Source organism: Nonomuraea sp. NPDC001699, assembly GCF_053596455.1.
Genome location: NZ_JBSFGF010000032.1, coordinates 62,163 through 84,604, shown reverse-complemented (window position 1 = coordinate 84,604; position 22,442 = coordinate 62,163). Strand labels below are relative to the sequence as shown.

Here is a 22,442-nt window from a genome sequence, read left to right as displayed (position 1 = left end):
CCCGCTCATCCCGCCGCCGCCGTCACGATCCCGGCCGCCGGGTCGCGTCCCGCCAGAGTGCCGGCCACCACGCAGGCGCGGGCGATCGTGGCCGCCCGCGAGGAGCCGTGCGCGACCACGACGGTGCCGCGCAGGCCCAGCAGGACGGCCCCGCCGTGCGTCTGCGGGTCGTAGCGGGCCGCCACCTCGGCGAGCCGGCCGGGGGAGGCGATGCCGGCGCGGACGACCATGGTCAGCGCCGTGCGCACGCACCCTTCGACGTTCTTGAGCACGACGTTGCCGGTGAAACCGTCGGTGACGATCACGTCCACCGTGCCGGCCAGGACGTCGTGGCCCTCGACAGGCCCGTGGAAGCGCACCGGCAGCCCGCCGAGCAGCTCCTCCGCCTGACGGGCCAGCCGGTTGCCCTTGCCCGGCTCGGCGGCGATGGACAACAGCCCCACCACCGGGTCGGCCACGCCGAGCACGGCCCGCGCGTAGCCCGCGCCGAGCTGCGCGAACTGGGCCATCATGGCGGGGCTCGGATCGGCGATCGCGCCGGCGTCCACCAGCACGCTCACCCCGCCCGCCAGGGACGGGAGCGCCACGGCCAGCGGCGGCCGCAGCACGCCGTCCGCCCGCCCGATGCCGCGCACCGCGCACGCGACCACCGCGCCGGTGGATCCGGCCGACACCAGCGCCCCGGCCTCGCCCCGTCCGACCAGCCCGCAGCCGACCGCCATGCTGGAGGCGGCCAGCGCGGTCGCGCCCGCCCCCCGCTCGGTCATGGGCACGGCGTCCTCGGCGTGCGCCACCGCGAGCTCACCTGCGGCGCCGTGCCGCCGCAGCTCCTCCTCCAGCAGCGCCGCCGGGCCTGCCAGGACGACGGGCACGCCGTGCTCGCGGCTCGCCAGCACCGCGCCCGCGACCACCTCGGCGGGCCCGTGGTCGCCGCCCATCGCGTCCAGGACCACGGGGGCCGCGCCGGTCACGGCAGCTCCACGCGGACGCGCCGCTCGGCCATGCCCGACCCGGCGGAGGCCAGCAGGTGACGGGCGAAGACGGCGGCCTTGCGACGGCGCGGCACGCGCACCCGCCCGGCCAGGACGTCGAAGCCACGGCGTTCGATCTCGGTGAGGATGCCGCCGTACAGCTCGAAGGCGGCGCGCACGCACGGCCGCGAGGAGGCGACCAGCAGGCCGATCCCGGGGTCGGCGGCCCGGTAGTGGGCGCGGGCGCGCTCGGCCTCGAAGGCCAGCAGGTCACGCACCGCCCGCCGGGCCCGCGGCTCGCCCAGCATGTCAGGGGCGACGCCGAACTTGTCCAGGTCCTCCATCGGCAGGTAGACGCGGCCACGCGCGAAGTCCTCGGCGACGTCGCGCAGGAAGTTGGTGAGCTGGAAGGCCAGGCCGAGCTGGCGGGCGGGCTCGCGGGCCCGATCCTCCTGGCCGGGCGCCGGCTCCAGCAGCGGCAACATCATCGTGCCGATCGCGGCGGCCGATCCCGACATGTAGCCCAGCAGGTCGTCGTAGGTCGCGTAGCTCCGCACGGACAGGTCGGCGCGCATCGAGGAGAGAAAGGCCCGGACGTCGCCGTGGTCGATGCCGAACGAGTGCACCGTGTGCAGGAACGCGGGCAACATCGGATCGCCGGTCGCCGTCCCGGCCAGTCCCGCCGCGACCTGGGCGGTCAGGTCGTCGAGCGCGCGGGCCCGGTCGCCGGTCATGGTGAAGGAGTCGACGATCTCGTCGGCGTACCGGGCGAAGCCGTACAGGGCGTGCACGTGCCGTCGTTTCCACTGCGGCAGCAGCCGGGTGGCCAGGTAGTAGGAGCGGCCGTAGCGGGCGTGCAGCCGGCGGCAGCGTTCGTAGCTGGCGGTGAGCGTCAACGAGCCTCCTTCAGTATGCGTTCGGCGGCGAGCCGGCCGGAGATCAGCACCGGGGGGATGCCGACGCCGGGCGCGGTGTACATGCCGGCGAAGTGCAGTCCGGGCACCCGCCGGGCGACGGCCGAGGGCCGCAGCCACGCCGTCTGGGTGAAGCGGTGGTCCAGCGCGAACGGGGTGCCCGCGCTGTGCCCGCGCGCGGCCCAGGCGGGTGGGTCGAGGACCAGCCTGGGCGCGTCCGCCAGGTCGCCGTAGCCGAGCGCGGCCAGGCGGCCGAGCAGCCGCGTCTCCAGCTCGGGCCGCAGCCGGTCCCAGTCGGCGGTCCGCAGGTTGGGCGCGGGTTCCAGGACGCTGAGCGTGGCCTTCCCGGCCGGTGCCGCCTCGCCGTCCGGCTCGGGATGGGTGATCAGCAGGCTGGGGTCCGGTTGCGGACGGCCGGCCGCCAGCTCCGCGAAGGTCTCCCGCCAGGCTCGTCCGAAATGGAGGGTGTGGTGGGCCTGGCCGCTCAGCGGACGGTCCAGGCCCACGTGCAGCACCAGGCAGGACGGGGAGTGGTGGGGGCGGCGCAACCGCCAGTCGGACGCCGCGCCGGGCAGCAGCCGCCGGGCGGCCAGGCGGTCGCAGGCCACGACCACGTGCCGCGCCGGGAGCCGTTCGCCGTCCGCCAGCAGGACGCCGGTGACGCCGTCCGAGTCCGTCTCGACCTTCTCGGCGCGGACGCCGTGGCGGAGGTCCCCGCCCAGCTTCTCCAGCAGGGCGGCCATGGCCGTGGGGATGGCGTGCATGCCGCCGCGCTCGGGGAAGTACACGCCGCCGACGGTGTCCATGTGGGCGATGACGGCGTAGATGCCGAGCGCGCGTTGCGGGGAGAGCCCCACGTACAGGGACTGGAAGGTGTGCGCCTTGATCAGCCGCGGGTCGCGCAGGTGCCGGGCGGCCAGGCGGTCCAGCCGCCGGAAGCCGCCCAGCCCGGCCAGCCGCAGCAGCGCCGCGGGCCGGGCCAGAGCGCGCAGCCGGCTCACGTCCGCGTCGATGAACGCCGGCCACTCCACCCGGAACAGCTCGTCGAGCAGCCGCCGGTAGCGCTCGTAGCGCGCCGCCTCGGCGGGCCCGCACACCGTCCGCACCTGCTCGGCCATAGCCTCGCGCCCGGGCAGCACGTCCAGCCGTGACCCGTCGTCGAAGAGCAGCCGGTAGGAGGGGTCCAGGCGGCGCAGCGGCAGCCAGTGCCGCAGTTCCTCCCCGGCCGCGCCGAAAACCTCGGCGAGCACGCCGGGCATCGTCAGCACGGACGGGCCGGTGTCGAAGCGGAACGCGCCGAGGCGGGCGGTGCCGCAGCAGCCGCCGGGCTCGCCGAGTGCCTCGACCACGCTGACCCGGCGTCCGGCCGCCGCCAGCCGGACGGCCGCCGCCAGGCCGCCCAGCCCGGCCCCGATGACGACCACGGGACTCATCGGAGGCCCTCCTCGGTGGACGCGTCCATGCACGCAGCTCCTTCTGTCGCTATGAGAGCCTTCGTGGCGGGAGGCCGTCCGGTTGCACCCGGCCCGCGTGCGCCCAAGGACCTCGCAGGCGCGAAAAGATAGGCGGACACGTCGAACGGCAGCGGGAACACCATGGACGAGGACACACCGGTCAGCGAAGGGGACGCGGGATTCGGCATCGGGGCCGTCTCCCGGCGTCTGGGCATCCCCGCGCCGACCCTGCGCACCTGGAACCTGCGCTACGGCCTGGGCCCCGGCCGCCGCAGCCCCGGGGGCCACCGCCGCTACGGCGACGCCGACGTGCGGCGGCTGGCCGAGATGAAGCGCCTGATCGCCACCGGCCTGGTCCCGGCCGAAGCCGCCAGACTCGCCCTGTCCCTGCCCGACCCGCCCCCGCCCTCGCCGCTCACGGGCGGCAGGCGCACGTCACCGCCCGTGCCCCGGAAGCCCGGGGGCCGGCCGGCCGTCGCCGCGCTGGCCCGTGCCGCGACCGTGCTCGACGGCCGAGCCGTCTCCGGCCTGATCGAGGAGACGCTGGCCGCGCAGGGCGTGGTGTGGACGTGGGAGCACCTCGTCCTGCCCGCGTTCGACGCCGTCTGCCGGGCCCAGGACGAGACCGGAACCGGCATCGACGCCGAACATCTGCTGTCCGGCCACCTCCAGGCGGCCCTGCACCGGCTCGCCGGCGACGTGCCGCCGCGGGGCGACGACCGGCCGGTGCTCCTGGCCTGCGCGGAGGAGGAGCAGCACAGCCTGCCGGTGCACGCCCTGGCCGCCGCGCTCGCCGAACAGGGCGTGCAGACCCGCGTGCTCGGCGCCCGCACCCCCTACGCCGCGCTGGCCTCGGCGATGCGCCGGCTCGGCCCGGCGGCTGTGTTCGTCTGGTCGCAGCGGGCGGCCACCGGTGACACCGCCCCCCTCGCGGACCTGCCCCACGTGCGTCCCGCGTGCCGGGTCGTCATCGGCGGCCTGGGCTGGCGGGGCCGGCCTCCTTCGGGCGTCGTCAGGGTCTCGACGCTGCCCGACGCCGTCGCATGCGTCATGTCGACCCTGATTTGAGCCGCCCTTTCCCTCGATGAGCTTGTGACACCGTCCCGCGCCTCGGTATGAATAAGTTTTGAATAGGTTTTTGCGGTGAGGGGCAGGCGCATGGAAACCAGCGACGAGGAAGCGCTCGGCGAGTGTTACCGCACGTACGCCCCTTCCGTGCGCTCCTACCTGCGCCGGTTCGTGCCCGCCGAGGAGGTGGAGGACCTGTTGCAGGTCGTCTTCGCCGACGTCTGGCGCTCGCGCCGGCGCTACGACCCCGGCAGGAGCCAGGCCGCGTGGGTCTTCGCCATCGCCCACCGTCGCGCCGTGGACCACCTGCGCGTCCGCAGGCTGCGGACCGTGCCGTTGCAGGAGGCCGGCGATCCGCCGGGACGCGGGCGGCTCGCGCCGGACGCGCTCGGCGACCGCGACCAGATCGACCGGGCGCTCGCCGAACTGTCGGACACGCAGCGGCAGGCCATCGAACTGGCCTACTTCGCCGACCTGACCCAGCGGGAGATCGCCGACCACCTGCGCGTGCCGATCGGCACCGTCAAGGCCCGCATCTCGCGCGGGCTGCACCGGCTCTCCGATCTCCTGGAGGGCTGAGCGCTGATGTATACACCGTAAACGTTCATGGTTTACCGTGTATACATGCGAGCACGGGAGAAGAACGTCGAGACACCGGACGCCGAACGGCGGACGCGCCGGGGCCGTCGGTGGTGGATCGCGGGCCTGGCGATCGTCGTCGTCCTGGCCGGGGTCGCGGGGGCCGGGGCCTGGTTCGGCAGCGACCAGTCGATCGCCGTCGTCCGCTACGGCACGGGCAACACCGAGGTCGTGGCCGTGCGGGGCGACCTGGTGACGCTCACACGAACGCCGGAGACCGACAAACCGGGCACGTACTGGCTGGAGTGGACCGGCTCGTACGCCATGCTCGGCGACGTCGTCACCCGCACGCCGGACCGAGTGACGCGCAAGGTGCTGCGCGGCTCGGTCCCCTCGGTGGGCACGCCCGGCAACTTCGGCAACGTGCCGCCCGGCGACCCCCAGGTGGCCTGGGGCATCGGCTACACAGAGATCATGGTCCCCACCGAGCTCGGGCCCGCCCCCGCCTGGTACGTCCCCGGCGACGGCGACACCTGGGTCGTCGCCGTCCACGGCCAGAACGGCCGGCGCAAGGCGGAGCTGAAGATCCTGCCCGTCGTCCACGGGCTGCGGCTGCCCTTCCTGGACATCAGCTACCGCAACGACCAGGGCGCGCCGCCCTCGCCCGACGGGCTGCTGCACCTCGGCGACTCGGAGTGGCGCGACCTGGAGGCCGCCCTGCGCCAGGCGCGGACCATGGGGGCGCGGCGGTTCGTCCTGTACGGCACCTCGATGGGCGGCCAGATCGTCGGCCAGTTCCTGGACCGGTCACCGCTGGCGGGCCTGGTCGACCGGGTCGTCATGGACGCCCCCATGATCGACGTGCAGATGACCGCCGAACAGGGTGCCAGGAATTTCCACCTGCCCGCCTTCACGGCGGGACTGTCGAACCTGGTCGTCCGGTGGCGCACCGGCGTCGATGTGGACAGGCTCAGCCTGATCCGGCATCCGCCGCGCGTCCGGCCGCCGCTGCTGCTGATCCACACCGTCCCCGACACCGACCACCCGATCCAGGAGGCGCACGGCCTCGTGGCCGCGGGCAGGCGCCTGGGCTGGGACATCAGGTTCGAGCCCTTCGAGCAGGGCAGGCACACGGAGGCGTGGAACGTCGACCGCCCTCGCTACGATCGCCTCGTCGGCGACTTCCTCGCGCCGGATGTCACGCGGAGGTGAGTCCGCCTTTCACCGGATCCACCCGAGCCGTTTCGCGGAATGGAGATATCGATGATCAGGCGTCTTGCGCCGGTTGTGGCGTTCGTGTTGTTACCGGTCCTCGGCGCGTGTGCCGCGCCGGCCAAGGAACCGATGCTGAAGGACCCGGCGCGATGGCCGCTGGCCGGCCTGAAGGGGGTCGCCGTCCAGGGCGGGCTGCCCGAGGAGGCCGAGCTGGCGCTGGCGCGGATCAAGGTCGGCCCGCACGACCTGACCGCGTGGATCAACCCCTCGGGGCTGTGCGGTCTGAGCGGCGAGGGGTGGAGCGTGAACGCCGACCTGACCAGGTCCGACGCGGCGGAGCCCACGCGGGAGGACGGCTTCGCAGGCCCGGCGGAGCCCGAGGTCGGCGGCGCCCATGAGAGCAAGGTCAGCCTGTTCTGCACCCCCACCAGGATGCTGATCAGGGTCGAGGGGGAGACCTCGAAGCCGTCCGTCTCGGGCAACGCGGTCGCGCAGGTCTACAAGGGCGGCCTCAATGCCGTCGTGGGCACGCCGGAGGCCCGGCGGGAGTCGCTGCCGGGCGCGACCGTGACCCCCGGCGGATAGCGGGTTCACGCGCGCGTCTCGTGGAAGGCCCTGCGGTATTCGGTCGGCGTCACGCCGACCGTGCGGGTGAAGTGGTGCCGGAGATTGCCGGCCGAGCCCAGCCCGCACTCCTCCCCGACCCGGTCCACCGGCAGGTCGGTGGACTCCAGCAACTGCCTGGCCCGGGACAGCCGCTGCGCGTGCAGCCAGCGCAGAGGCGTGGTGCCGGTGGCGTCGTGGAAGCGCCGGGCCAGGGTGCGGGGGCTCAGCCCGGCCTGCCTGGCCAGTTCGGCGACGGTGAGCGGGCTGTGCAGGCGCTCGGCCGCCCAGTGCAGCAGGGGCGCGAGGCCGTCGCCGTCGGTGCGGGGCATCGGGGTCTCGATGTACTGGGCCTGACCGCCCGGCCGGTGCGCCTGGACGACCAGCCGGCGGGCCACCTGGTTGGCGACCTCCGAGCCGAGGTCCTTGCGGATGACGTGCAGGCACAGGTCGAGCCCGGCGCTGCGGCCCGCGCTGGTCAGGATGTCGCCTTCGTCCACGTACAGGACGGACGGGTCCACCCGCACGCGCGGATGACGGGCGCGCAGCAGGTCGGTGTGCATCCAGTGCGTGGTGGCGGTACGGCCGTCGAGCAGGCCCGCCGCGGCCAGCGCGAACGCGCCCGTGCAGAGCGAGACCATGCGCGCGCCGCGCGCGTGCGCGGCCCGCAGCGCCTCCACCAGGTCCGGGTCCGGCCGGGCGTCGCGGTCCATCCGGTCCATCGGGAGGGCGGGGACGACGACCGTGTCCGCGCCCGCCAGCGCGTCGAGCCCGTACGACGGCGTCAGCGTGAACCCGTTGCGGATGCGGACCGGGCCGGAGGCGGCCAGGCGCAGCTCGTACCAGGGGTCGGCGAGGTCGGGCCGCTCCAGGCCGAACGTGTCGCAGGCGATGGACAGCTCGAACATCGGCATGCCGTCGACCACGGCCACCGCCACCACTCCGGGATTCCGCACGCCTCCCAGACTAGCGGCAGGATTTTGACGATGGTGGGCAGTCCTGCCACTCGTGCCGCGAAAACGTCTTCGCCAGGGTGAGATGCGTGAACGACATCCCCATCAAGGCAGGGGTCATCGGTCTCTGCCTGGCCGCGTCGGCGACACCGTCGCCGCTCTACAAGCTCTACGCCTCCGCCTGGGCCATCCCCACGCCCACGCTGACGCTGATCTACGCCGCGTACTGCCTCGGGGTGCTTGTGGCGCTGCTGCTGTTCGGCCGGATCTCCGACTCGTGGGGGCGGCGTCCGGTGATCCTGGCCGGGCTGGCCGGCCTGCTCGTCTCGCTCGGGCTGTTCCTGGCGGCGTCCGGGGTGGGCTGGCTCTTCGTCGCGCGCGGGTTGCAGGGCGTGGCCACCGGCGTCGCGATCAGCGCCGCCGGCGCGGCCCTGCTCGACCTGCGTCCCGCCGCCGCCGGGCTGATCAACACGCTGGCCAGCGGGCTCGGCGTGGGGGTCGGCGGGCTGCTCGGCGCGGTCCTGGTCGAGTACGCGCCCGCCCCGCTCCTGACGCCCTTCGCCGTGCTCGCGGTGGTGGACGTCCTCCTGCTCGCCGGGGTGTGGCGACGGCCGGAGACGGCGGGCACGCGGGCCGGGTTCAGGATGGCGGCTCCCGGGGTGCCGAGGCAGATCCTGGGGACGTTCGCGCTGTCGGGGCTCGGGGTGACGGCGTCCTGGTCGATCGTCGGGTTGTACCTGGCGCTGGTGCCCGCGCTGGCGCCCGTCCTCATGGGGTCGGCCGGCAACCTTCCCGGCGGGCTGGCCATCTTCGTCATGGGCACGGCCGCCGCCCTGGCGCCGCTCCTCGCCCGCCGCCTGCCCGGCGCGGGCGGCCTGCCGGTCCGCGCGCAACTCTCGTCCGGCATGCTCGTGCTCGCCGCCGGCGTGGCCCTGATGATCCTGTCGATCTCGGGTGGGAGCGCCGCCGGGTTCATCCTGTCCAGCGTGGTGATGGGGCTCGGCGGCGGCCTCGGGCTGGGCGGCTCCCTCGGGCTGCTGGGCGCGGCGGCGCCGCCCGACCACCGCGCCCGGGTCATGTCCGCGTTCTACGTCGTCGCGTACGCCGCCATCTCCCTGCCCGCCATCGGCGCCGGGTTCGCGGTGCGCACGCTGGGCCCGGTGGCCACGTTCCGCGTGTTCGGCCTGGGCATCATCGCCGTCTCCCTGGCCGCCTGCCTCCTGGCGGCCCGGGCCCGGCGCGTCCCGGCGAGGGTGTGACCGGTCATCCGGCCACCGTCAGCGTGATCTTGCCGCGGACGAGACCGCGTTCGGCCTCGCGGTGCACGTCGGCCAGCGACTCCAGCGGGCGGACGTCCGTCTCGACGTCCACCACGCCCTGGTCGATCAGGGCCACGAGCTCGGCGAGCTGGCCCGGGTCGTCGCGGGCCACGAACCGGACGGCGCGCGGATGATCGATCGGCCGGGTGATGGAGACGAACTCCTCGGCCAGCTCCGTCACCGAGGCGGGAAAGTCGGCCACCAGGTTGATCAGCACGTCGTTGCCGCCCGGCAGGGGAGCGGCGGTGTAGTCCACGATCTCGTCCGCGCCCAGCGCCCGTACGGCGGCGGCGCTGCGCGGGCCGGCGGTCGCCACCACGTACGCGCCCGCGTGCTTGGCCAGCTGCACGGCGAACAGGCCGACGCCGCCGCCCGCGCCGTTGATCAGCACCCGGCTGCCGGGGCCGATACGGGCGTGCTCGAAGACCGCCTGCCAGGCGGTGAGCCCGGCCACGGGCACAGCGGCCGCGGCCGTCAGCGGGATCCGCCGCGGCGCCCTGGCCAGCGTGCTCGCCTTCGCGACCGCGTACCCGGCCGCCGCGCCGTCGATGCGCCCGATCACCCGGTCGCCGGGGGCCAGGCCGCCCGCCCCGGTGAGCACGGTGCCCGCGACGTCCCAGCCGAGCGTGCGCGGCAGGGTGCCGCCGAACACGTCCCGCAGCAGGCCCATGCGCAGGCCGACCTCCGACGGGTTGAACGACGTCGCCGCCACCTCGATCAGCACCTCGCCCGGTCCGGGCCTCGGCACCGGCACCTCGTCCACCCTGATCACTGAGGCGTCGCCGTACTCGTGGAAGCGGGCGGCCCGCATGGTGCCGAGGAAGTCCGCGGCGTGCTCGCTCGCCCACGTCTCGAAGCCGGTCGCGGGCACTCCGGTGACCTCCTCGACGGTCCCGGTGGACGGGCCCGGCTCGGCGAGGGCGCGCAGCATCCCGTCCACGGCCGGTCCGGGCCAGCCCAGCCCGAGCAGCCGACGCTTGGCCTCCTCCGGGGGCTCGTCCTCCCACCGCACCGGCCGGCCGATCGCCGCGCCGATCGCCCGCGCCTGCTCCCGCTGGGTCAGCGGACGCGGCCCGGTCAGCGTGTGGACCGCGTCGTGGTGCCCTTCGCCGAGGAGCGCGCGCACCGCGACGGCCGCGACGTCCCGCTCGTGGATCGGGGAGAGGACCGCGTCGCCGTACGGTTGCCGCACGACCCCCGTACGGACCTGCTCGGCCCACCGCAAGGCGTTGGCCGCGAACGCGTGCGGGCGCAGCACCGTCCACTCCCGCGCGGTCTCGGCGACCATGCGCTCGATCTCGACCTCGTACGGGCGCGCGGCGGCCGAGGAGAGGTAGACCACCCGCCGCGAACCGATCAGCTCCAGCACCTCACGGGCCCCCTCGGCCGAGGCGAACGGCCACAGCAGGAACACCGCGCCGACCCCGTCGAGAGCCGCCGCCAACGCCACCGGGTCGGTGAGCTGCCTCGTCACCGCGCGGACGTCGGCGCCCGCCTCCTTCAACTGCTTCACCAGCGGACGGCCGATCGTGCCGGTCGCCCCGCTGACCAGGACTCTTGTCATGTCGTCAACCGTAGGAGCCAGGCGCGAGTCGTCCAATGTGTTTCCGTCTGTGATTAATACGCGATCATCTTGCGGACTAGACTCCCGCCATGGACGTACTGAGCGACGTGGTCGCCTCCATGCGCATCGGCGTGCCGCGCTCGGCCCGGGTCGCGTGGCCGGCGCCGTGGGGGCAGCGGTTCCCGTCGGCGCCCGGCTCGGCGGGTTTCCAGGTCATGCTGCAAGGCTCGTGCTGGGCGATCCCGCCGGAGGGCGAGCCGTTCCCGGTCGGGACGGGCGACGTGCTGTTCTTCCCCCACGGCCACGGCTACGGGCTGGCCGACTCGCCCACCAGGCCGCTCCCGGAGCCCGACTGCGACCCCTACGCCCCCGCCGAGCTGTTCGCCTCGGCCTCGATGGAGGGCCCCGGGCCGGTCACCGTGATGCTCTGCGGCGGCTACCGGCTCGACCCCGACCGGGCGCATCCGCTGCTCAAGGGGCTGCCCGAGATGATCCACCTGCCCACCGGGCTGGGGCGCAACACCGACCTGCGCGCCGCCGTCGAGCTGCTCGGCAAGGAGATCGACGACCCGCGGCCGGGCGCGGACCTGGTGGTGCCGGCGCTGCTGGACATGTTGCTGCTGTACATCCTGCGCGCCTGGTTCGACACCTCGGCCGAGCACTGCCGGGCCGGCAACTGGGCCGCCGCCCTGGCCGACCCGGCCGTCAGCGCCGCGCTCGACGGCATCCACCGCGATCCGGCCCATCCATGGACGGTCGAGTCGCTCGGCCGCCGCGCCCGGCTGTCGCGCGCGGCCTTCTCCCGCCGCTTCACCCAGTTCGTCGGACGTCCGCCGCTGGCCTACCTGACCTGGTGGCGGCTGAGCACGGCCGCCCACATGCTGCGCGACTCCGACGCCGCGCTGAGCACGATCGCCGCCGCGGTCGGCTACGGCTCGGAGTTCGCCTTCGCCAACGCCTTCAAGCGCGAGTACGGCATGCCCCCCGGCAAATACCGCCGCCTCGACTGCGCCCCGCCCGCCCTCTCCAGGTCCTGAACCCCCCCGGGGGGCGAGCGGTTACGCGCCGTCAGCCGTTGGCCTCCAGGAGACGGGCGCCGAGGGCGGTCAGGTGGTGGTGGACGGCCTGGCCGTTGCGGCGGGTGCTGATCAGCCCGGCGTTGCGCAGCACGGTGACGTGCTCGGAGGCGGTCGAGGCGCTGACCTTGAGCCGCCCGGCCAGCTCGTCCGTACGGCAGCCGGGCCCGCCGACGGCCCGCATCACCCGCGCCCGCGCCCGCCCGACCAGCGCGGCGAGCGAGTCGAAGGCCGGGGACGGCATCGCCTGGCGGCCGCTGTCGGGGATGGGGACCGTGAGCACCGAGCTGCGCCGGTCCTGGGTGGTCGCGATGCCCAGGTAGCGGGGCGAGGCGCCGGCGATCGGATGGATCAGCAGGCCGCGCCCGCCGAGATCGATGGTGCGATCCGGGCCGCCCGCGACGATCATGCCGCTGCCGTCCCAGGACAGCCGCGGGCTGAGCGTGCTGAGCGCCGAGCCGAGCCCGATCCGCGCCGCCGTCTCCTGGTAGGCGGCCAGGCGGGCTTCGAGCCGGCGGCGCATGCCGGGCCATTCGGGGGCGAGGAAGCGGTGGAAGAGCACGTACATGCTGTCGGCCAGGGCCCGGCGGAAGCGCGCCGGGTCCATGTCGAGGTCGGGCCGTCCCGGCAGCCCGCTGAAACGCCACAGGTCGCCGCCGAACTCCCGCTCCTGCGGCGGGGTGTCCAGGGCGGCGAGCGCGTCGAGCTCGTCGGAGAGCGCGGCGGTCTGGATCGGCGGGGCCACCTCGGAGGCGACCAGGCCGTCATGGAGGGTGACGCGGGAGGCGCCGCGGTTGAGGATGTCGAGCAGCGGCAGCGTCCGGCGCGGCACGGTCCTGGCGATGTCCCGCCAGATCGAGCCCTTTTCGGTCAGCTCAGGATGATGGACGCTGAAGGCCGCGAAGATCGCGTGGGGCAGGGGCGAGACCACGATCCGGGTGGCCGCGAGGTCGCCCACCTGGAAGTTCAGACGCATGCGCCAATCGTCCCCTGATGATCGATTTCAGGCAATCGTCCGGTTGACGGCGAAACTGTTCGGTGCCCTGCCGAAGAGATTGTGCGCACCCCGGCGCCCCTCGACCATGACAGCGAACGGCCCGCGCCGCCCTCCGACCCGCCCTCGGCGCTCCTGCGTTCGCAACGGCCGCTCCCGGCCGGCGTCGTGGTCATCACCCCCGCACACCGCTGAGGAGAACATCATGCGAAGCCACCCCCCGACGCCCGGCACGACAGGCCGGCGGGCCCGCCGCTTCCTGTGCGCCGCCGCCGCTGCCGTCCTGGTCGCGGCCACCTCGACGACCCCGGCGTACGCCGCCGACAACGGGCGCCACAACGAGGACTGGGTCTACCGTTCGGACTCCCTGTGCCTCCTGGTCTACGCCGAGATGCTCGACCTCTCCGACGGCAACTCCGGCTCCTACCAGACGTCCGCGGCGAACGTCTACGGGCCGAGGGACGGCATCCCGTGCGGCCGTTGGCAGGCCGTGCCCGCCGGCGATCTCGCGATACGTCAGGTCGTGCTCGTCTACGACCTGACCCACCAGGTCTGGGGACCCTGCCTGGGCCTGGACTCCGGCTTGCATTTCACCCCCAACACCACCTGGCACGCCGACTGGTACATGTGGAGCGGCGAGGGGTCCAACCCCGCCCCCTGCGGCACCGCCTGGTACGCGACGCTGGCCTTCGGATACGTCTGGGACGGCGGCTGGTACGGCGGCTCCCTGCCGTCGGGCAACGTGTGGATCACCGCCAAGTACGGCCTCCAGGCCAAGACACCACCGGCGCAGCCGCCGCGCCCGTCCTGGATCACCGACACGGGCGCGGTCGACCCGAGCAGGCTCCCGGACCGCCTGCCTCTCATCGGCGCCGACGGTGAACCCACCCGTACGGACTCGGGCGCCATCGCCACCGTCGACACCGCCACCATGTTCGGCCCGCCGTCCCAGCCGCCGCAGAAGTGACGGGCGGCTCACACCGAAGGAGAGACATCGGCGACCGGGCCGTGCGGCCTCACTCGTTCTCGTCGGCCTCCGCGGCGGGTGCGATCTGCAGCGGTGTCCCGGCCCCGCCGCCGGCGAGCTCGCGCCCCCGGTTCAGGGTGCGGTCGAGCTGCCTGGCCAGGACCGGGACGGTCGCCGGCGGCAGGTACGCGTCGGCCCCGGCGTCGAGCAGCCGCCGGACCGGGCCGTCGTACCGGACCCCGAGTTCGGGATCCTCGATCTCGGTGACGACGACGCGGGCCTTCGGGAACATCGACCGGAGCCCCGCGATCAGCTGTGGGCTGCCCGCGGGCACCAGCAGCACGTCGGCCGTCGCCGGGGCCGCGTGCATGTCGAGCACCACGTAGTCCGCCCCGAGCTGGGTGGACAGCGCGACGCGGGCCGCGTTCGAGAGTTTCATCGCGGTGGCCACGACGGTCACGCCGTCGTGGTCGACCGGCGCCGCTCGGCCGGGCTCGCCGGGCTCGTCCGGCTCGGCCCGATCGACGACGGCGCCCTGGACCACGTCGACGGTGCTGGAGATCGTCGCGATCGACGCGCCGTCACGCGTGAGGACCAGGCTCTCGCCGGGTTCGAGCGCGTCGATGAGCGCCACGACGTCGTCGGGGACGCGGGCCACGTCGATCCGCTGCGCCGCACGCGGGGCGCGTTTGCGCGTCACCACGCCCGGCCTCCGAAGGCGCCGTCCAACCGGATGAACACCCGAGCCCCCCTCTGACGCCGTGATCTCGTTGGATGCCGCCCCACGACCATTGGTTCGGCAATGCACCGAAGTTTCACGGACCTACAGCCCGAAGGCCCCGCCCTCGACGAGGATGAGCAGGCCGATGCCGATCAGCACCACAGGCAGCAGGACGTGCCCCCACCGGCTCAGGGCCCCGGCGACGAGAGGGCGGGTGGCGAAGAACCGTCCGGCCGCGCACCACACGGCGACCAGGACGAGGAACACGACGACGTGGACGCTCGTGCCGCCCGGCCCGGCGGTGGCGAAGACCGGCACGTACACGCCGATGTTGTCGCCGCCGTTGGCGAAGGTGACCGCGGCGACCTCCAGCGTCTTCGGCCCGTCGGCGCGCCCGCCGGAGGGGTCGTCACTGTCGCGGCGGCTCCTCCACGCCTGCCAGGCGGCCTTGACGCCCAGCGCGAGGGGCAGCAGCCCCAGGTACGGGACGAGCCGCTCGGGAAGGAAGGTCGCCCCGAGGCCCGCCGCCACGGCCACCGCCACGAGGGCGAGAAAGCCCAGGTACTGGCCCGCCACGATCCGGCCGGCGGCACCCCGACGGCCCGCGCCCCGGGCGAAGAACAGCGCCAGGATCAGGATGTCGTCGATGTTGGTGACGGCGAACAGCCCTGCGGCCTGCCCGACGATGCCCAGGTTCACCAGAGGGGGTGCTCTTTCTGTCCGAGGGTGCCCGGAATGACCTTACCGGGGCGGGTCGGCGCTCAGGGGGGCGTGGACCGAGACGGTTCGATGGGATGGCGTGGTCCGCGGGGGCGAGGTGGCCAGTCCGGTCAGCAGGTTCAGGGACGTGGCGGCGTCGGAGCCCGGCGGGGCGCTGTAGATCATCATCGTCAGATCGGGGTCGTCGGGCGCGCGCATGGCCACGTAGTCCAGGGCGAGCTCGCCGAGCAGGGGATGGGCGAAGCGTTTGCGGCCCCGGGTCTTGGCGCGTACGGCCTGGTCGGCCCACAGGCGGCGGAAGTCGGCGCTGTGCAGCGACAGCTCGCCGACCAGGGCGGCCAGTTCGGGGTCGTCGGGATGGCGGCCGGCGTCGAACCGGAGGTTGGCGACCGTGTCGCGGGCCTTGCCCTGCCAGTCGGGGTAGAGGTCCCTGGCTGCGTCGTCGAGGAAGACCAGCCGGGCCATGTTCCGCTCGGACGGGTCCAGCGCGGGGAAGTCGGCGACCAGCAGCCGGGCGAGCTCGTTCCAGGCCAGGACGTCCAGCCGGCGGCCGATGACGTAGGCGGGCACCCCGGCCAGCGCCTGGAGCGCCTGCCGCAGCTCCGGGCCCACCTTCTGGGGGCGCGGCGGGCGCCTGCGGGCGGCGGTGGGCCTGGCGAGGTTGTGCAGGTACGCGCGTTCGTCGGCGTCCAGGGCGAGCGCTTCGGCGACGGCGGTCAGCACCTCGGCGGAGATGTTGCGGGCCCGGCCCTGTTCCAGCCGGGTGTAGTAGTCGACGCTCACGCCGGCCAGCAGGGCCAGCTCCTCGCGGCGCAGGCCGGGAACCCGTCGCCGGCCGCCGAAGCCGGGCAGGCCCAGCGCGTCGGGGTCGAGCCGGGCACGCCGGCTCTTGAGGAACTCGCTGAGCTGCTGTGCACGATCCATGCCGTCCAGTATTGCGAGGTTTGTCAGCTCTTGCCTGGTTCTGTCAGACCCAGGCAAGGGCGGCCCCGGCTGGACAGAGCTCTGGGTGGCACGCGGCCCGGCCCCCACCATGGGCATCGCCGGTATCACCCTCGAAGAAGGAGTCCTGCCATGTCGAACACGCTCACCATCGTCGCCGGGTTCCGCGCCAGGCCGGGCCAGGAGGAACGGCTGCGTCAGGAGCTGAACGCCATGATCGCGCCGTCGCTGGCGGAGGAGGGCTGCCTGGGCTACCAGCCCTACGCCGACCCCGGGCGCCCCGACCGCATGATCATCGTGGAGGAGTGGGCCGACGACGCCGCGCTCGCCCATCACTTCTCGTTGCCGCACTTCAAGCACGTGGCCCAGGTGCTGGAGGAGATCCTGGCGGAGCCGTTCACGCTGCGCCGGCTGACCGACGTCCCGGCCTGAGGGGCGCCGCGCACGCGTCGCCGGTGCGGTGTCCCGGTTCGGCCGAGTCCGGCCGAGGTGCTGTTGGACACCGTCCCGGCGCTGTTTCGCTGTGGTCCACCGCAAGCCCACGACCAGAGGAGACCACCATGGACGCACGCGGCGCACTCGCCACCACGGCCGTCATCGTCGCCGGAGCCCTGACCCTGCTCGGCCGACCGGCGCAGGCCGGCCCGAACCCCCACCACCAGGCCGCGGCGGACGGCCCCTGCCGGGCCGAGCAGACCCACCGCGTCGGCGGCACGGTCATCAGGTACGAGCAGTTCGGAGCCCGGTCCGTCTGCCCGGCGGGCACCTACCAGCACTGGCACCAGGTGCACATCCGCTGCGGCATCGAGCCGGAGCGGCCCGGCCCCATGGTGGGCGGCACGTCCGTCAGCGAGGAGTGGTGCCCCAAGAACACCCTCCTCCAGGACTACTGGGTCACCCAAGGACCTCAGGAAGGCTGAGCCGGACCCCGGGAAGCCCGCGCCCACGCCGGGACCCAGGTCCCGGCGGCGCGGCGACCGGTCGCCGCGGCGGCCAGGTGGGCGCGGAGGGCGACCAGCGCCGGGTGGGGGTTGTCGCGGTGCCACAGGAGCGAGTGCGGGTAGACGGGCACGGGGTCGGTCACCGGGATCCGGCGCAGGCCGTGGCCCGCCGGCCAGACGAGACGGGTCTGGTCGCCCATGAACGTGGCCAGCGCCGGGGTGTCGGCGACGGTGTCGAGCAGCGCGTCGGAGCCGAAGTTGGGCCCGGTCGCCTCGATGGTCAGGCCGAACTCGGCGACGAGGTCGTCGTAGTAGGCGGTCCACTCGGTGCCGGGGGCGAGGCCGGGCATCCAGATCCGGTGCCCGGCGAGCCGGGCGAGCGGCACCGACCGGGCGTCGGCCAGCGCGTGGTCGGGCCCGGTGAGGAGCTGGAGGGCCTCGTCGACCACCCAGGCGGACTCGACGTCCTCGGGCAGCGGGTGGCCCGGTACGCCGACCGCGCGGAAGGACGCGTCGATCGTGCCGGACCGGATGGCGGCCACGGCCGTGTCCACGTCGAAGAGCATCACCACGTCCAGCTCGACGTCGGGGTGCGCCCGGTGGAAGCCGCGCATCAGGCCCGACCCCGCGCTGCGCGAGGCGAGCACGTCGACGCGCAGCGGACGGCTGCCCGCCCGTACGGACGCGACCGCGCGCTCGGCGACCCGGAGCAGCTCGCGGGCGTGCGGCAGGAACGCCTGCCCGTCGATGGTGAGCTTCGTGCCGCGCGGGGTGCGGATGAACAGGCGCACCCCGAGCGTGCGTTCCAGGGCGGCGACGCGCTTGGAGACGGCCTGCTGGGTGACCGCCAGGTCGGCGGCGGCCTCCTGGAACTGCCCCGCCTCGGCGGCGGCGACGAAGGTCCGGACGGTGTCGAGGTCCATGCGGGACACTCTATGGACACAACCAAGGGTTGTGCCGACCTGCCCCCACGGTTGTTTGATCTCCTGCTGCACGGCCCGCTTTGATACTCCCGATCGCGGATCGGTTGTACGGGCGAGTGACGAGGAGTGTCGGACATGGGGAACGGGCACCGGCTGGGCCGCCGGTTCGGCTGGCTCTGGGGAGCGTACGGCACCAGCGCGCTCGGCACGTGGCTCGCCTTCGGCGCGTTCCCGTTGATCGCCGTCCAGGTGCTGCACGCCGGGCCGGCGCAGGTCGCGGCGTTGTCGGCCGTGGGCGCGGCGGTCGGTGCGGCCGTGGCGGTGCCGCTGGGCCCATGGGTGGAGTTCCGCCGCAAGCGGCCCGTGCTCATCGGGGCGGACCTGGCACGGTTCGCGGCGTTGCTGACGATCCCGGCCGCGTTCGCGTTCGGCGTGCTCACCTTCGTCCAGCTCCTGCTGGTCTCGGTCGTGGTCGCGGCGGCCGACATCACCTTCCGCGCCGCCTCCGGGGCCTACCTCAAGACGCTGCTGCCGGCCGAGCACCTGCTCGTCGCGAACGCCCGCTTCGAGTCCACGACCTGGACGACCACGATCATCGGGCCGCCGCTGGGCGGCGCCGCGATCGGCCTGCTCGGCCCGGTCGCGACGGTGGTCGCCGACGCGGTCAGCTACCTGCTGTCGGCCCTGGGCATCCGCGCGACGGGCGGCCACGAGCCGCCTCCCGGACGCCGGGAGGCCGCGCGCCTGCGCGCCGGGGACCTGCTCGACGGCTGGCGGTACATCCTCGCCGACGCCACGCTGCGCCCGCTGTTCCTCAACACGGCCCTGTTCAACGGGCTGCTGATGGCCGCCGACGCGCTGCTGGCCGTCCTGATGCTCGGCCGGCTGGGGTTCACCTCGTGGCAGTACGGTCTCGCCTTCGCCGTGCCCGCGATCGGCGGGCTGGTCGGGTCGCGGCTGGCCCGTCCGCTCGTCACCAGGTTCGGGCAGCACCGCGTCCTGGTCGTGTCCGGGACGTTGCGCGCGGTCTGGCCGGTCGGGCTGGCCTTCGTGGGGCCGGGCACCGGCGGGCTGCTGCTGGTGATGGGCGTCGAACTCGGGCTCATCCTCTGCTGCGGCGTCTTCAACCCCGTCCAGGCCACCTACCGCCTCGAACGCACCGCGAACGACCGCGTCACCCGCACGCTGTCGGCCTGGTCGGTGACGACGAAGGCGGCGACCGCGCTCCTGACGGCGACGTGGGGCGTGCTGGGCGGCCTGCTCGGCCCGCGTACGGCGATCGGCCTGGCCGGCGTGCTCCTGCTGGCGACCCCGCTGCTGCTGCCCCGGCGCGCCGCGGCGCCCGTTCCCGAACCGGTGCCCGCACCCCACGCGTGATCACTCACCACCAAGGAGAAAGAATGTCCACCACACCCCTCGCGCTCGACCCCCGCACCACCGCGCTGCTCGTCCTGGACTACCAGCAGGGAGTGCTCGCCTCGCTGCCCGGCCTGGACGACCCGCAGGCGCTGCTGTCCCGGATGGCCGGCGCGGTCGCCGACCTGCGGGCACACGGCGCCGTCATCGTGCACGTGCGGCTCGGCTTCACCGACGACGACTGGGCGGCGATCCCGGCCGCCAACAAGACGTTCTCCCTCATCGGCCACCGGCGGCTGCTGCACCACGCCGACCCCGCCACGGACTTCCACCCCCGGCTCGCCCCCGAGCCCGGGGACGTCGTCGTCCGCAAGACCCGGGTCGGCGCGCTGTCCACGACGGACCTCGACCGCCGGTTGCGGGATCGCGGGGTCACCACGCTGGTCGTCGCCGGCCTGACCACCAGCGGCGTCGTCCTGTCCACCCTCACCGACGCCGCCGACCGCGACTACCGGCTCCACGTCCTGTCCGACGGTGTCGCCGACCCGGACCGGCAGGCCCACGAGACGCTGATGACCACCGTGTTCCCGAGGATGGCCCACGTCGTCGACACCGCCGGACTGCGCTCACTCCTGCACGACAGGCACCAGGAACAGGCGGACCCTACCGGCGGTGGCCGTCGCCCGTGACCTCGGCCGGCAGGCGCACGGTGACGCGGAGGCCACCGGACGGCCGGGGCGTGAGGGTGAGGGTTCCGTCGTGCGCCCGCGCGATGCTCCCGACGATCGCCAGGCCGAGGCCCACGCCCGCGTGGTCGGAGCGCACGCGGTCGGTGCCGCGCCGGAACGGCTCCACCAGCGTGCGGACCAGCTCCGGGGGAAGCTCGTCGCCGGTGTTCTCGACGGTGAGCGCCACCGCGCCGGGATGAACGGCGGTCCGCACCCACACCGCGCCCTGTTCGGGCAGGTTGTGGACGATCGCGTTGTGCACGAGGTTCGTCGTCATCTGGAGCAGGAGCGCGGGTGAGCCGGTGGCCGGGGCCAGGCCGTCGCCGGTGGTCTCGACGGTGAGGCCGCGCTGCTCGGCCAGCGGGAGGAGCGTCTCGACGGCCTCCTCCGCGATCAGTGACAGGTCGACGCGCTCGCGCGGGAAGGACCGCTGGTCGGCCCGGCTGAGCAGGAGCAGCGCCTCGGTGAGGTCGATCGCGCGGGTGTTGACCAGGTGGAGGCGGTCGACGAGTTCGGCGGGGTCGCGGGTGGGGTCGGTGCGGGCGACGTCGAGGAGCGTCCGGGCGATCGCGAGGGGGGTGCGCAGCTCGTGCGAGGCGTTGGCGGCGAATCGCCGCTGCTCGGCGACGTGCGCTTCGAGCCGGACGAGCATGGTGTCGAAGGCGTCGGCCAGTTCGCGGAGCTCGTCCCTGCGGCCCGGCAGCCGGATGCGGTGGGAGAGCGAGCCGCCCGTGGCCTTGCGGGCGGCGTCCGTGATGCGGGTCAGGGGGGCCAGCATCCGGCCGGCCAGCAGCCACCCGCCCACGAGGCCGAACACCAGCAGGAACCCCAGCACGAGAGCCGCGACCGGAGCGAACGAACGCACGATGGCGGAACGGTTGATCAGGAAGTCGCCGGTGGCGTAGAACGCGTGGTCGGGCAGGCCGCGCATGTAGTAGACCCCGACGGCGCCGAGCGGCAGGGCGCCGGCGATCACGAGGAATCCGGCGTAGCTGAGGGTGAGCTTGAGGCGGACGCTCAGGCCGGGGGCCCTATCCATGGTCGCCGCCCTCGCGTCCGGGGCCGGAGGCCGGGTCGATGCGGTAGCCGACCCCGGCCACGGTGGCGATCACCCAGGGTTCGCCGAGACGCTTGCGCAGGGCCGAGACGGTGATGCGGACGGCGTTGGTGAAGGGGTCGGCGTTCTCGTCCCACGCCCGTTCCAGGAGGTCCTCGGCGCTGACGACACCGCCCTCGGCGGCGACCAGGACCTCCAGCACGGCGAACTGCTTGCGGGTGAGCGCGACGTAGCGGCCGTCGCGGTAGACCTCGCGGCGGAACGGGTCCAGGCGCAGGCCCGCGATCTCGCGCACCGGCGGCCTGCTGTGGGCGCGTCTGCGGTCGAGCGCTCTGAGGCGGAGCACGAGCTCGCGCAGCTCGAAGGGCTTGGTCAGGTAGTCGTCGGCGCCCAGCTCGAACCCGCTGGCCTTGTCGTCGAGCCGGTCGGCGGCGGTGAGCATGAGGATCGGCATGCCGCTGCCGGAGGCGACGATGCGGGCGGCGATCTCGTCGCCCGACGGGCCCGGGATGTCGCGGTCGAGGACGGCGATGTCGTAGGCGTTGACGCTCAGCAGCTCCAGGGCGGTGTCGCCGTCGCCCGCGATGTCGGCCGCGATCGCTTCCAGGCGGAGGCCGTCGCGGACCGCCTCCGCCAGATAGGTCTCGTCCTCGACGATCAGTACCCGCATACCCCCGAAGGTACGGCCCGGGGCCTATCGCCCGCATATCGAAAACGACATACGCCCCGGCAACGGCCTGCTGCCTTGACTGGCGGCATGATCCGCAGCGGACCAGCACGAACGGCATCCCGTCGTACCCGATCGGCCATCGTGGCCGCCATCGTGGCCGCTCTCGTCGTCCTCGTCGTGGCGCTCGCAGGCGTCGTCGTCCACGGGGCGGTGACCTCCCTGACGGCCTCGGGGCACGGCGGGCTCGGCGAGGCGGACGGGGCCGTCCCCGACGGTGTGACGGTCTTCGACGACGAGCTCCCGGCGGTCGTCAACCTCGATCCCGACCTGCTCGGGGCCCTGCGCCGGGCCGCGGACGAGGCCGCCGGCGACGGGGTGGAGTTCCTCGTCAACAGCGGCTGGCGTTCCCCGGCGTACCAGGAACGGCTACGCCGGGAGGCGGTCGCCCGGTACGGCTCGGAGAAGGAGGCGGCCCGATGGGTGGCGTCCCCCGGCACGTCCCTGCACGTGTCGGGGGACGCGGTCGACATCGGGCCCTCCGAGGCGGCCGGGTGGCTGTCGAGGCGCGGCGCGGCGTACGGGCTGTGCCAGATCTACCGGAACGAACCCTGGCACTACGAACTGCGCCCCGAAGCCGCCGCCGACGGCTGCCCACGCCAGTACGCCGACCCCACCCGCGATCCCCGCATGCGGCGATGAGCCGCCCG

General features: G+C 74.0%; 24 protein-coding genes. 12 read left to right on the top strand and 12 right to left on the bottom strand.

The window, feature by feature from the left end:
* Window positions 1–5: 5 nt before the first annotated feature.
* From ACWCSU_RS47755 to ACWCSU_RS47745, 3 genes are read right to left on the bottom strand one after another with little or no spacing between them, the layout of a single operon-like run.
* The gene (locus ACWCSU_RS47755) at window positions 6–971 is read right to left on the bottom strand and encodes a phosphate acyltransferase (RefSeq protein WP_449943142.1); all 966 of its coding nucleotides are present in this window, start codon (window positions 969–971) and stop codon (window positions 6–8) included.
* Window positions 968–1,867, bottom strand: a complete 900-nt coding sequence (locus tag ACWCSU_RS47750) for a phytoene/squalene synthase family protein (RefSeq protein ID WP_364100099.1) — start codon at window positions 1,865–1,867, stop codon at window positions 968–970. The genes ACWCSU_RS47755 and ACWCSU_RS47750 overlap by 4 nt, the downstream gene beginning before the upstream one ends.
* Window positions 1,864–3,318, bottom strand: a complete 1,455-nt coding sequence (locus ACWCSU_RS47745; protein WP_449943140.1) for a phytoene desaturase family protein — start codon at window positions 3,316–3,318, stop codon at window positions 1,864–1,866. Before ACWCSU_RS47745 ends, ACWCSU_RS47750 begins: the two co-directional genes overlap by 4 nt.
* A gap of 162 nt (window positions 3,319–3,480) precedes the next feature.
* On the opposite strand from ACWCSU_RS47745, the gene ACWCSU_RS47740 reads away from it, so the two are divergent.
* The 4 genes from ACWCSU_RS47740 to ACWCSU_RS47725 all read left to right on the top strand — a co-directional run bounded on the left by ACWCSU_RS47740 (window position 3,481) and on the right by ACWCSU_RS47725 (window position 6,786).
* Window positions 3,481–4,407 carry a MerR family transcriptional regulator gene (locus ACWCSU_RS47740; protein WP_449943137.1) on the top strand — a complete coding sequence of 309 codons (927 nt, stop codon included), beginning with the start codon at window positions 3,481–3,483 and terminating at the stop codon, window positions 4,405–4,407.
* Window positions 4,408–4,497: 90 nt separating this feature from the next.
* Window positions 4,498–4,986, top strand: a complete 489-nt coding sequence (locus ACWCSU_RS47735; protein ID WP_449943135.1) for an RNA polymerase sigma factor — start codon at window positions 4,498–4,500, stop codon at window positions 4,984–4,986.
* A 45-nt stretch (window positions 4,987–5,031) separates the two neighbouring features.
* Window positions 5,032–6,198 carry an alpha/beta hydrolase family protein gene (locus tag ACWCSU_RS47730; protein WP_449943132.1) on the top strand — a complete coding sequence of 389 codons (1,167 nt, stop codon included), beginning with the start codon at window positions 5,032–5,034 and terminating at the stop codon, window positions 6,196–6,198.
* A 51-nt stretch (window positions 6,199–6,249) separates the two neighbouring features.
* Window positions 6,250–6,786, top strand: a complete 537-nt coding sequence (locus ACWCSU_RS47725) for a hypothetical protein (RefSeq protein ID WP_357705593.1) — start codon at window positions 6,250–6,252, stop codon at window positions 6,784–6,786.
* Between the two features lie 5 nt (window positions 6,787–6,791).
* Here ACWCSU_RS47725 and ACWCSU_RS47720 read toward each other — a convergent pair whose 3' ends face one another.
* Complete coding sequence (locus ACWCSU_RS47720) at window positions 6,792–7,718, bottom strand: helix-turn-helix domain-containing protein (RefSeq protein ID WP_449943174.1); 927 nt, start codon at window positions 7,716–7,718, stop codon at window positions 6,792–6,794.
* 128 nt (window positions 7,719–7,846) lie between these two features.
* Here ACWCSU_RS47720 and ACWCSU_RS47715 point away from each other — a divergent pair, with 128 nt between their 5' ends.
* Window positions 7,847–9,016 carry an MFS transporter gene (locus ACWCSU_RS47715; protein ID WP_449943129.1) on the top strand — a complete coding sequence of 390 codons (1,170 nt, stop codon included), beginning with the start codon at window positions 7,847–7,849 and terminating at the stop codon, window positions 9,014–9,016.
* 4 nt (window positions 9,017–9,020) lie between these two features.
* On the opposite strand, the gene ACWCSU_RS47710 is transcribed toward ACWCSU_RS47715, so the two are convergent.
* On the bottom strand, window positions 9,021–10,640 hold the full coding sequence (locus ACWCSU_RS47710) for an alcohol dehydrogenase catalytic domain-containing protein (protein WP_449943127.1): 1,620 nt from the start codon (window positions 10,638–10,640) through the stop codon (window positions 9,021–9,023).
* A gap of 89 nt (window positions 10,641–10,729) precedes the next feature.
* Between ACWCSU_RS47710 and ACWCSU_RS47705 the strand changes: the two genes are divergently transcribed.
* Window positions 10,730–11,677, top strand: a complete 948-nt coding sequence (locus tag ACWCSU_RS47705) for an AraC family transcriptional regulator (RefSeq protein ID WP_449943124.1) — start codon at window positions 10,730–10,732, stop codon at window positions 11,675–11,677.
* Window positions 11,678–11,708: 31 nt separating this feature from the next.
* Here the strand turns inward: ACWCSU_RS47705 and ACWCSU_RS47700 are convergent, their stop codons facing one another.
* Window positions 11,709–12,692 carry an ArsR/SmtB family transcription factor gene (locus tag ACWCSU_RS47700; protein WP_449943121.1) on the bottom strand — a complete coding sequence of 328 codons (984 nt, stop codon included), beginning with the start codon at window positions 12,690–12,692 and terminating at the stop codon, window positions 11,709–11,711.
* Window positions 12,693–12,915: 223 nt separating this feature from the next.
* Between ACWCSU_RS47700 and ACWCSU_RS47695 the strand changes: the two genes are divergently transcribed.
* On the top strand, window positions 12,916–13,677 hold the full coding sequence (locus tag ACWCSU_RS47695) for a hypothetical protein (protein WP_449943118.1): 762 nt from the start codon (window positions 12,916–12,918) through the stop codon (window positions 13,675–13,677).
* Window positions 13,678–13,726: 49 nt separating this feature from the next.
* Here ACWCSU_RS47695 and ACWCSU_RS47690 read toward each other — a convergent pair whose 3' ends face one another.
* The 3 genes from ACWCSU_RS47690 to ACWCSU_RS47680 all read right to left on the bottom strand — a co-directional run bounded on the left by ACWCSU_RS47690 (window position 13,727) and on the right by ACWCSU_RS47680 (window position 16,042).
* Entirely contained in the window at window positions 13,727–14,380 is a 654-nt protein-coding gene (locus tag ACWCSU_RS47690) for a hypothetical protein (protein ID WP_449943115.1), read from the bottom strand.
* Window positions 14,381–14,500: 120 nt separating this feature from the next.
* On the bottom strand, window positions 14,501–15,097 hold the full coding sequence (locus ACWCSU_RS47685; RefSeq protein WP_449943112.1) for a cadmium resistance transporter: 597 nt from the start codon (window positions 15,095–15,097) through the stop codon (window positions 14,501–14,503).
* A gap of 42 nt (window positions 15,098–15,139) precedes the next feature.
* Window positions 15,140–16,042: a helix-turn-helix domain-containing protein gene (locus ACWCSU_RS47680; protein WP_449943109.1), complete on the bottom strand. Its 903-nt coding sequence runs from the start codon at window positions 16,040–16,042 to the stop codon at window positions 15,140–15,142.
* 150 nt (window positions 16,043–16,192) lie between these two features.
* On the opposite strand from ACWCSU_RS47680, the gene ACWCSU_RS47675 reads away from it, so the two are divergent.
* Both ACWCSU_RS47675 and ACWCSU_RS47670 read left to right on the top strand, forming a co-directional pair.
* Window positions 16,193–16,492, top strand: coding sequence for a putative quinol monooxygenase (locus tag ACWCSU_RS47675; protein ID WP_449943107.1), 300 nt, complete (start codon window positions 16,193–16,195; stop codon window positions 16,490–16,492).
* Window positions 16,493–16,620: 128 nt separating this feature from the next.
* The gene (locus ACWCSU_RS47670) at window positions 16,621–16,980 is read left to right on the top strand and encodes a hypothetical protein (protein WP_449943104.1); all 360 of its coding nucleotides are present in this window, start codon (window positions 16,621–16,623) and stop codon (window positions 16,978–16,980) included.
* Here ACWCSU_RS47670 and ACWCSU_RS47665 read toward each other — a convergent pair.
* Window positions 16,968–17,924 carry a LysR family transcriptional regulator gene (locus tag ACWCSU_RS47665; protein WP_357705605.1) on the bottom strand — a complete coding sequence of 319 codons (957 nt, stop codon included), beginning with the start codon at window positions 17,922–17,924 and terminating at the stop codon, window positions 16,968–16,970. The genes ACWCSU_RS47670 and ACWCSU_RS47665 overlap by 13 nt on opposite strands.
* A gap of 135 nt (window positions 17,925–18,059) precedes the next feature.
* On the opposite strand from ACWCSU_RS47665, the gene ACWCSU_RS47660 reads away from it, so the two are divergent.
* The gene (locus ACWCSU_RS47660) at window positions 18,060–19,301 is read left to right on the top strand and encodes an MFS transporter (RefSeq protein ID WP_449943101.1); all 1,242 of its coding nucleotides are present in this window, start codon (window positions 18,060–18,062) and stop codon (window positions 19,299–19,301) included.
* Between the two features lie 23 nt (window positions 19,302–19,324).
* Entirely contained in the window at window positions 19,325–19,969 is a 645-nt protein-coding gene (locus tag ACWCSU_RS47655; protein ID WP_357705607.1) for a cysteine hydrolase family protein, read from the top strand.
* On the opposite strand, the gene ACWCSU_RS47650 is transcribed toward ACWCSU_RS47655, so the two are convergent.
* Entirely contained in the window at window positions 19,944–21,047 is a 1,104-nt protein-coding gene (locus ACWCSU_RS47650; protein WP_449943099.1) for a sensor histidine kinase, read from the bottom strand. The two genes, ACWCSU_RS47655 and ACWCSU_RS47650, sit on opposite strands and share 26 nt — an antisense overlap.
* Window positions 21,040–21,735, bottom strand: a complete 696-nt coding sequence (locus ACWCSU_RS47645) for a response regulator transcription factor (RefSeq protein ID WP_449943096.1) — start codon at window positions 21,733–21,735, stop codon at window positions 21,040–21,042. The genes ACWCSU_RS47650 and ACWCSU_RS47645 overlap by 8 nt, the downstream gene beginning before the upstream one ends.
* A 141-nt stretch (window positions 21,736–21,876) precedes the next feature.
* On the opposite strand from ACWCSU_RS47645, the gene ACWCSU_RS47640 reads away from it, so the two are divergent.
* The gene (locus tag ACWCSU_RS47640; RefSeq protein WP_449943094.1) at window positions 21,877–22,434 is read left to right on the top strand and encodes a M15 family metallopeptidase; all 558 of its coding nucleotides are present in this window, start codon (window positions 21,877–21,879) and stop codon (window positions 22,432–22,434) included.
* Window positions 22,435–22,442: the final 8 nt, after the last annotated feature.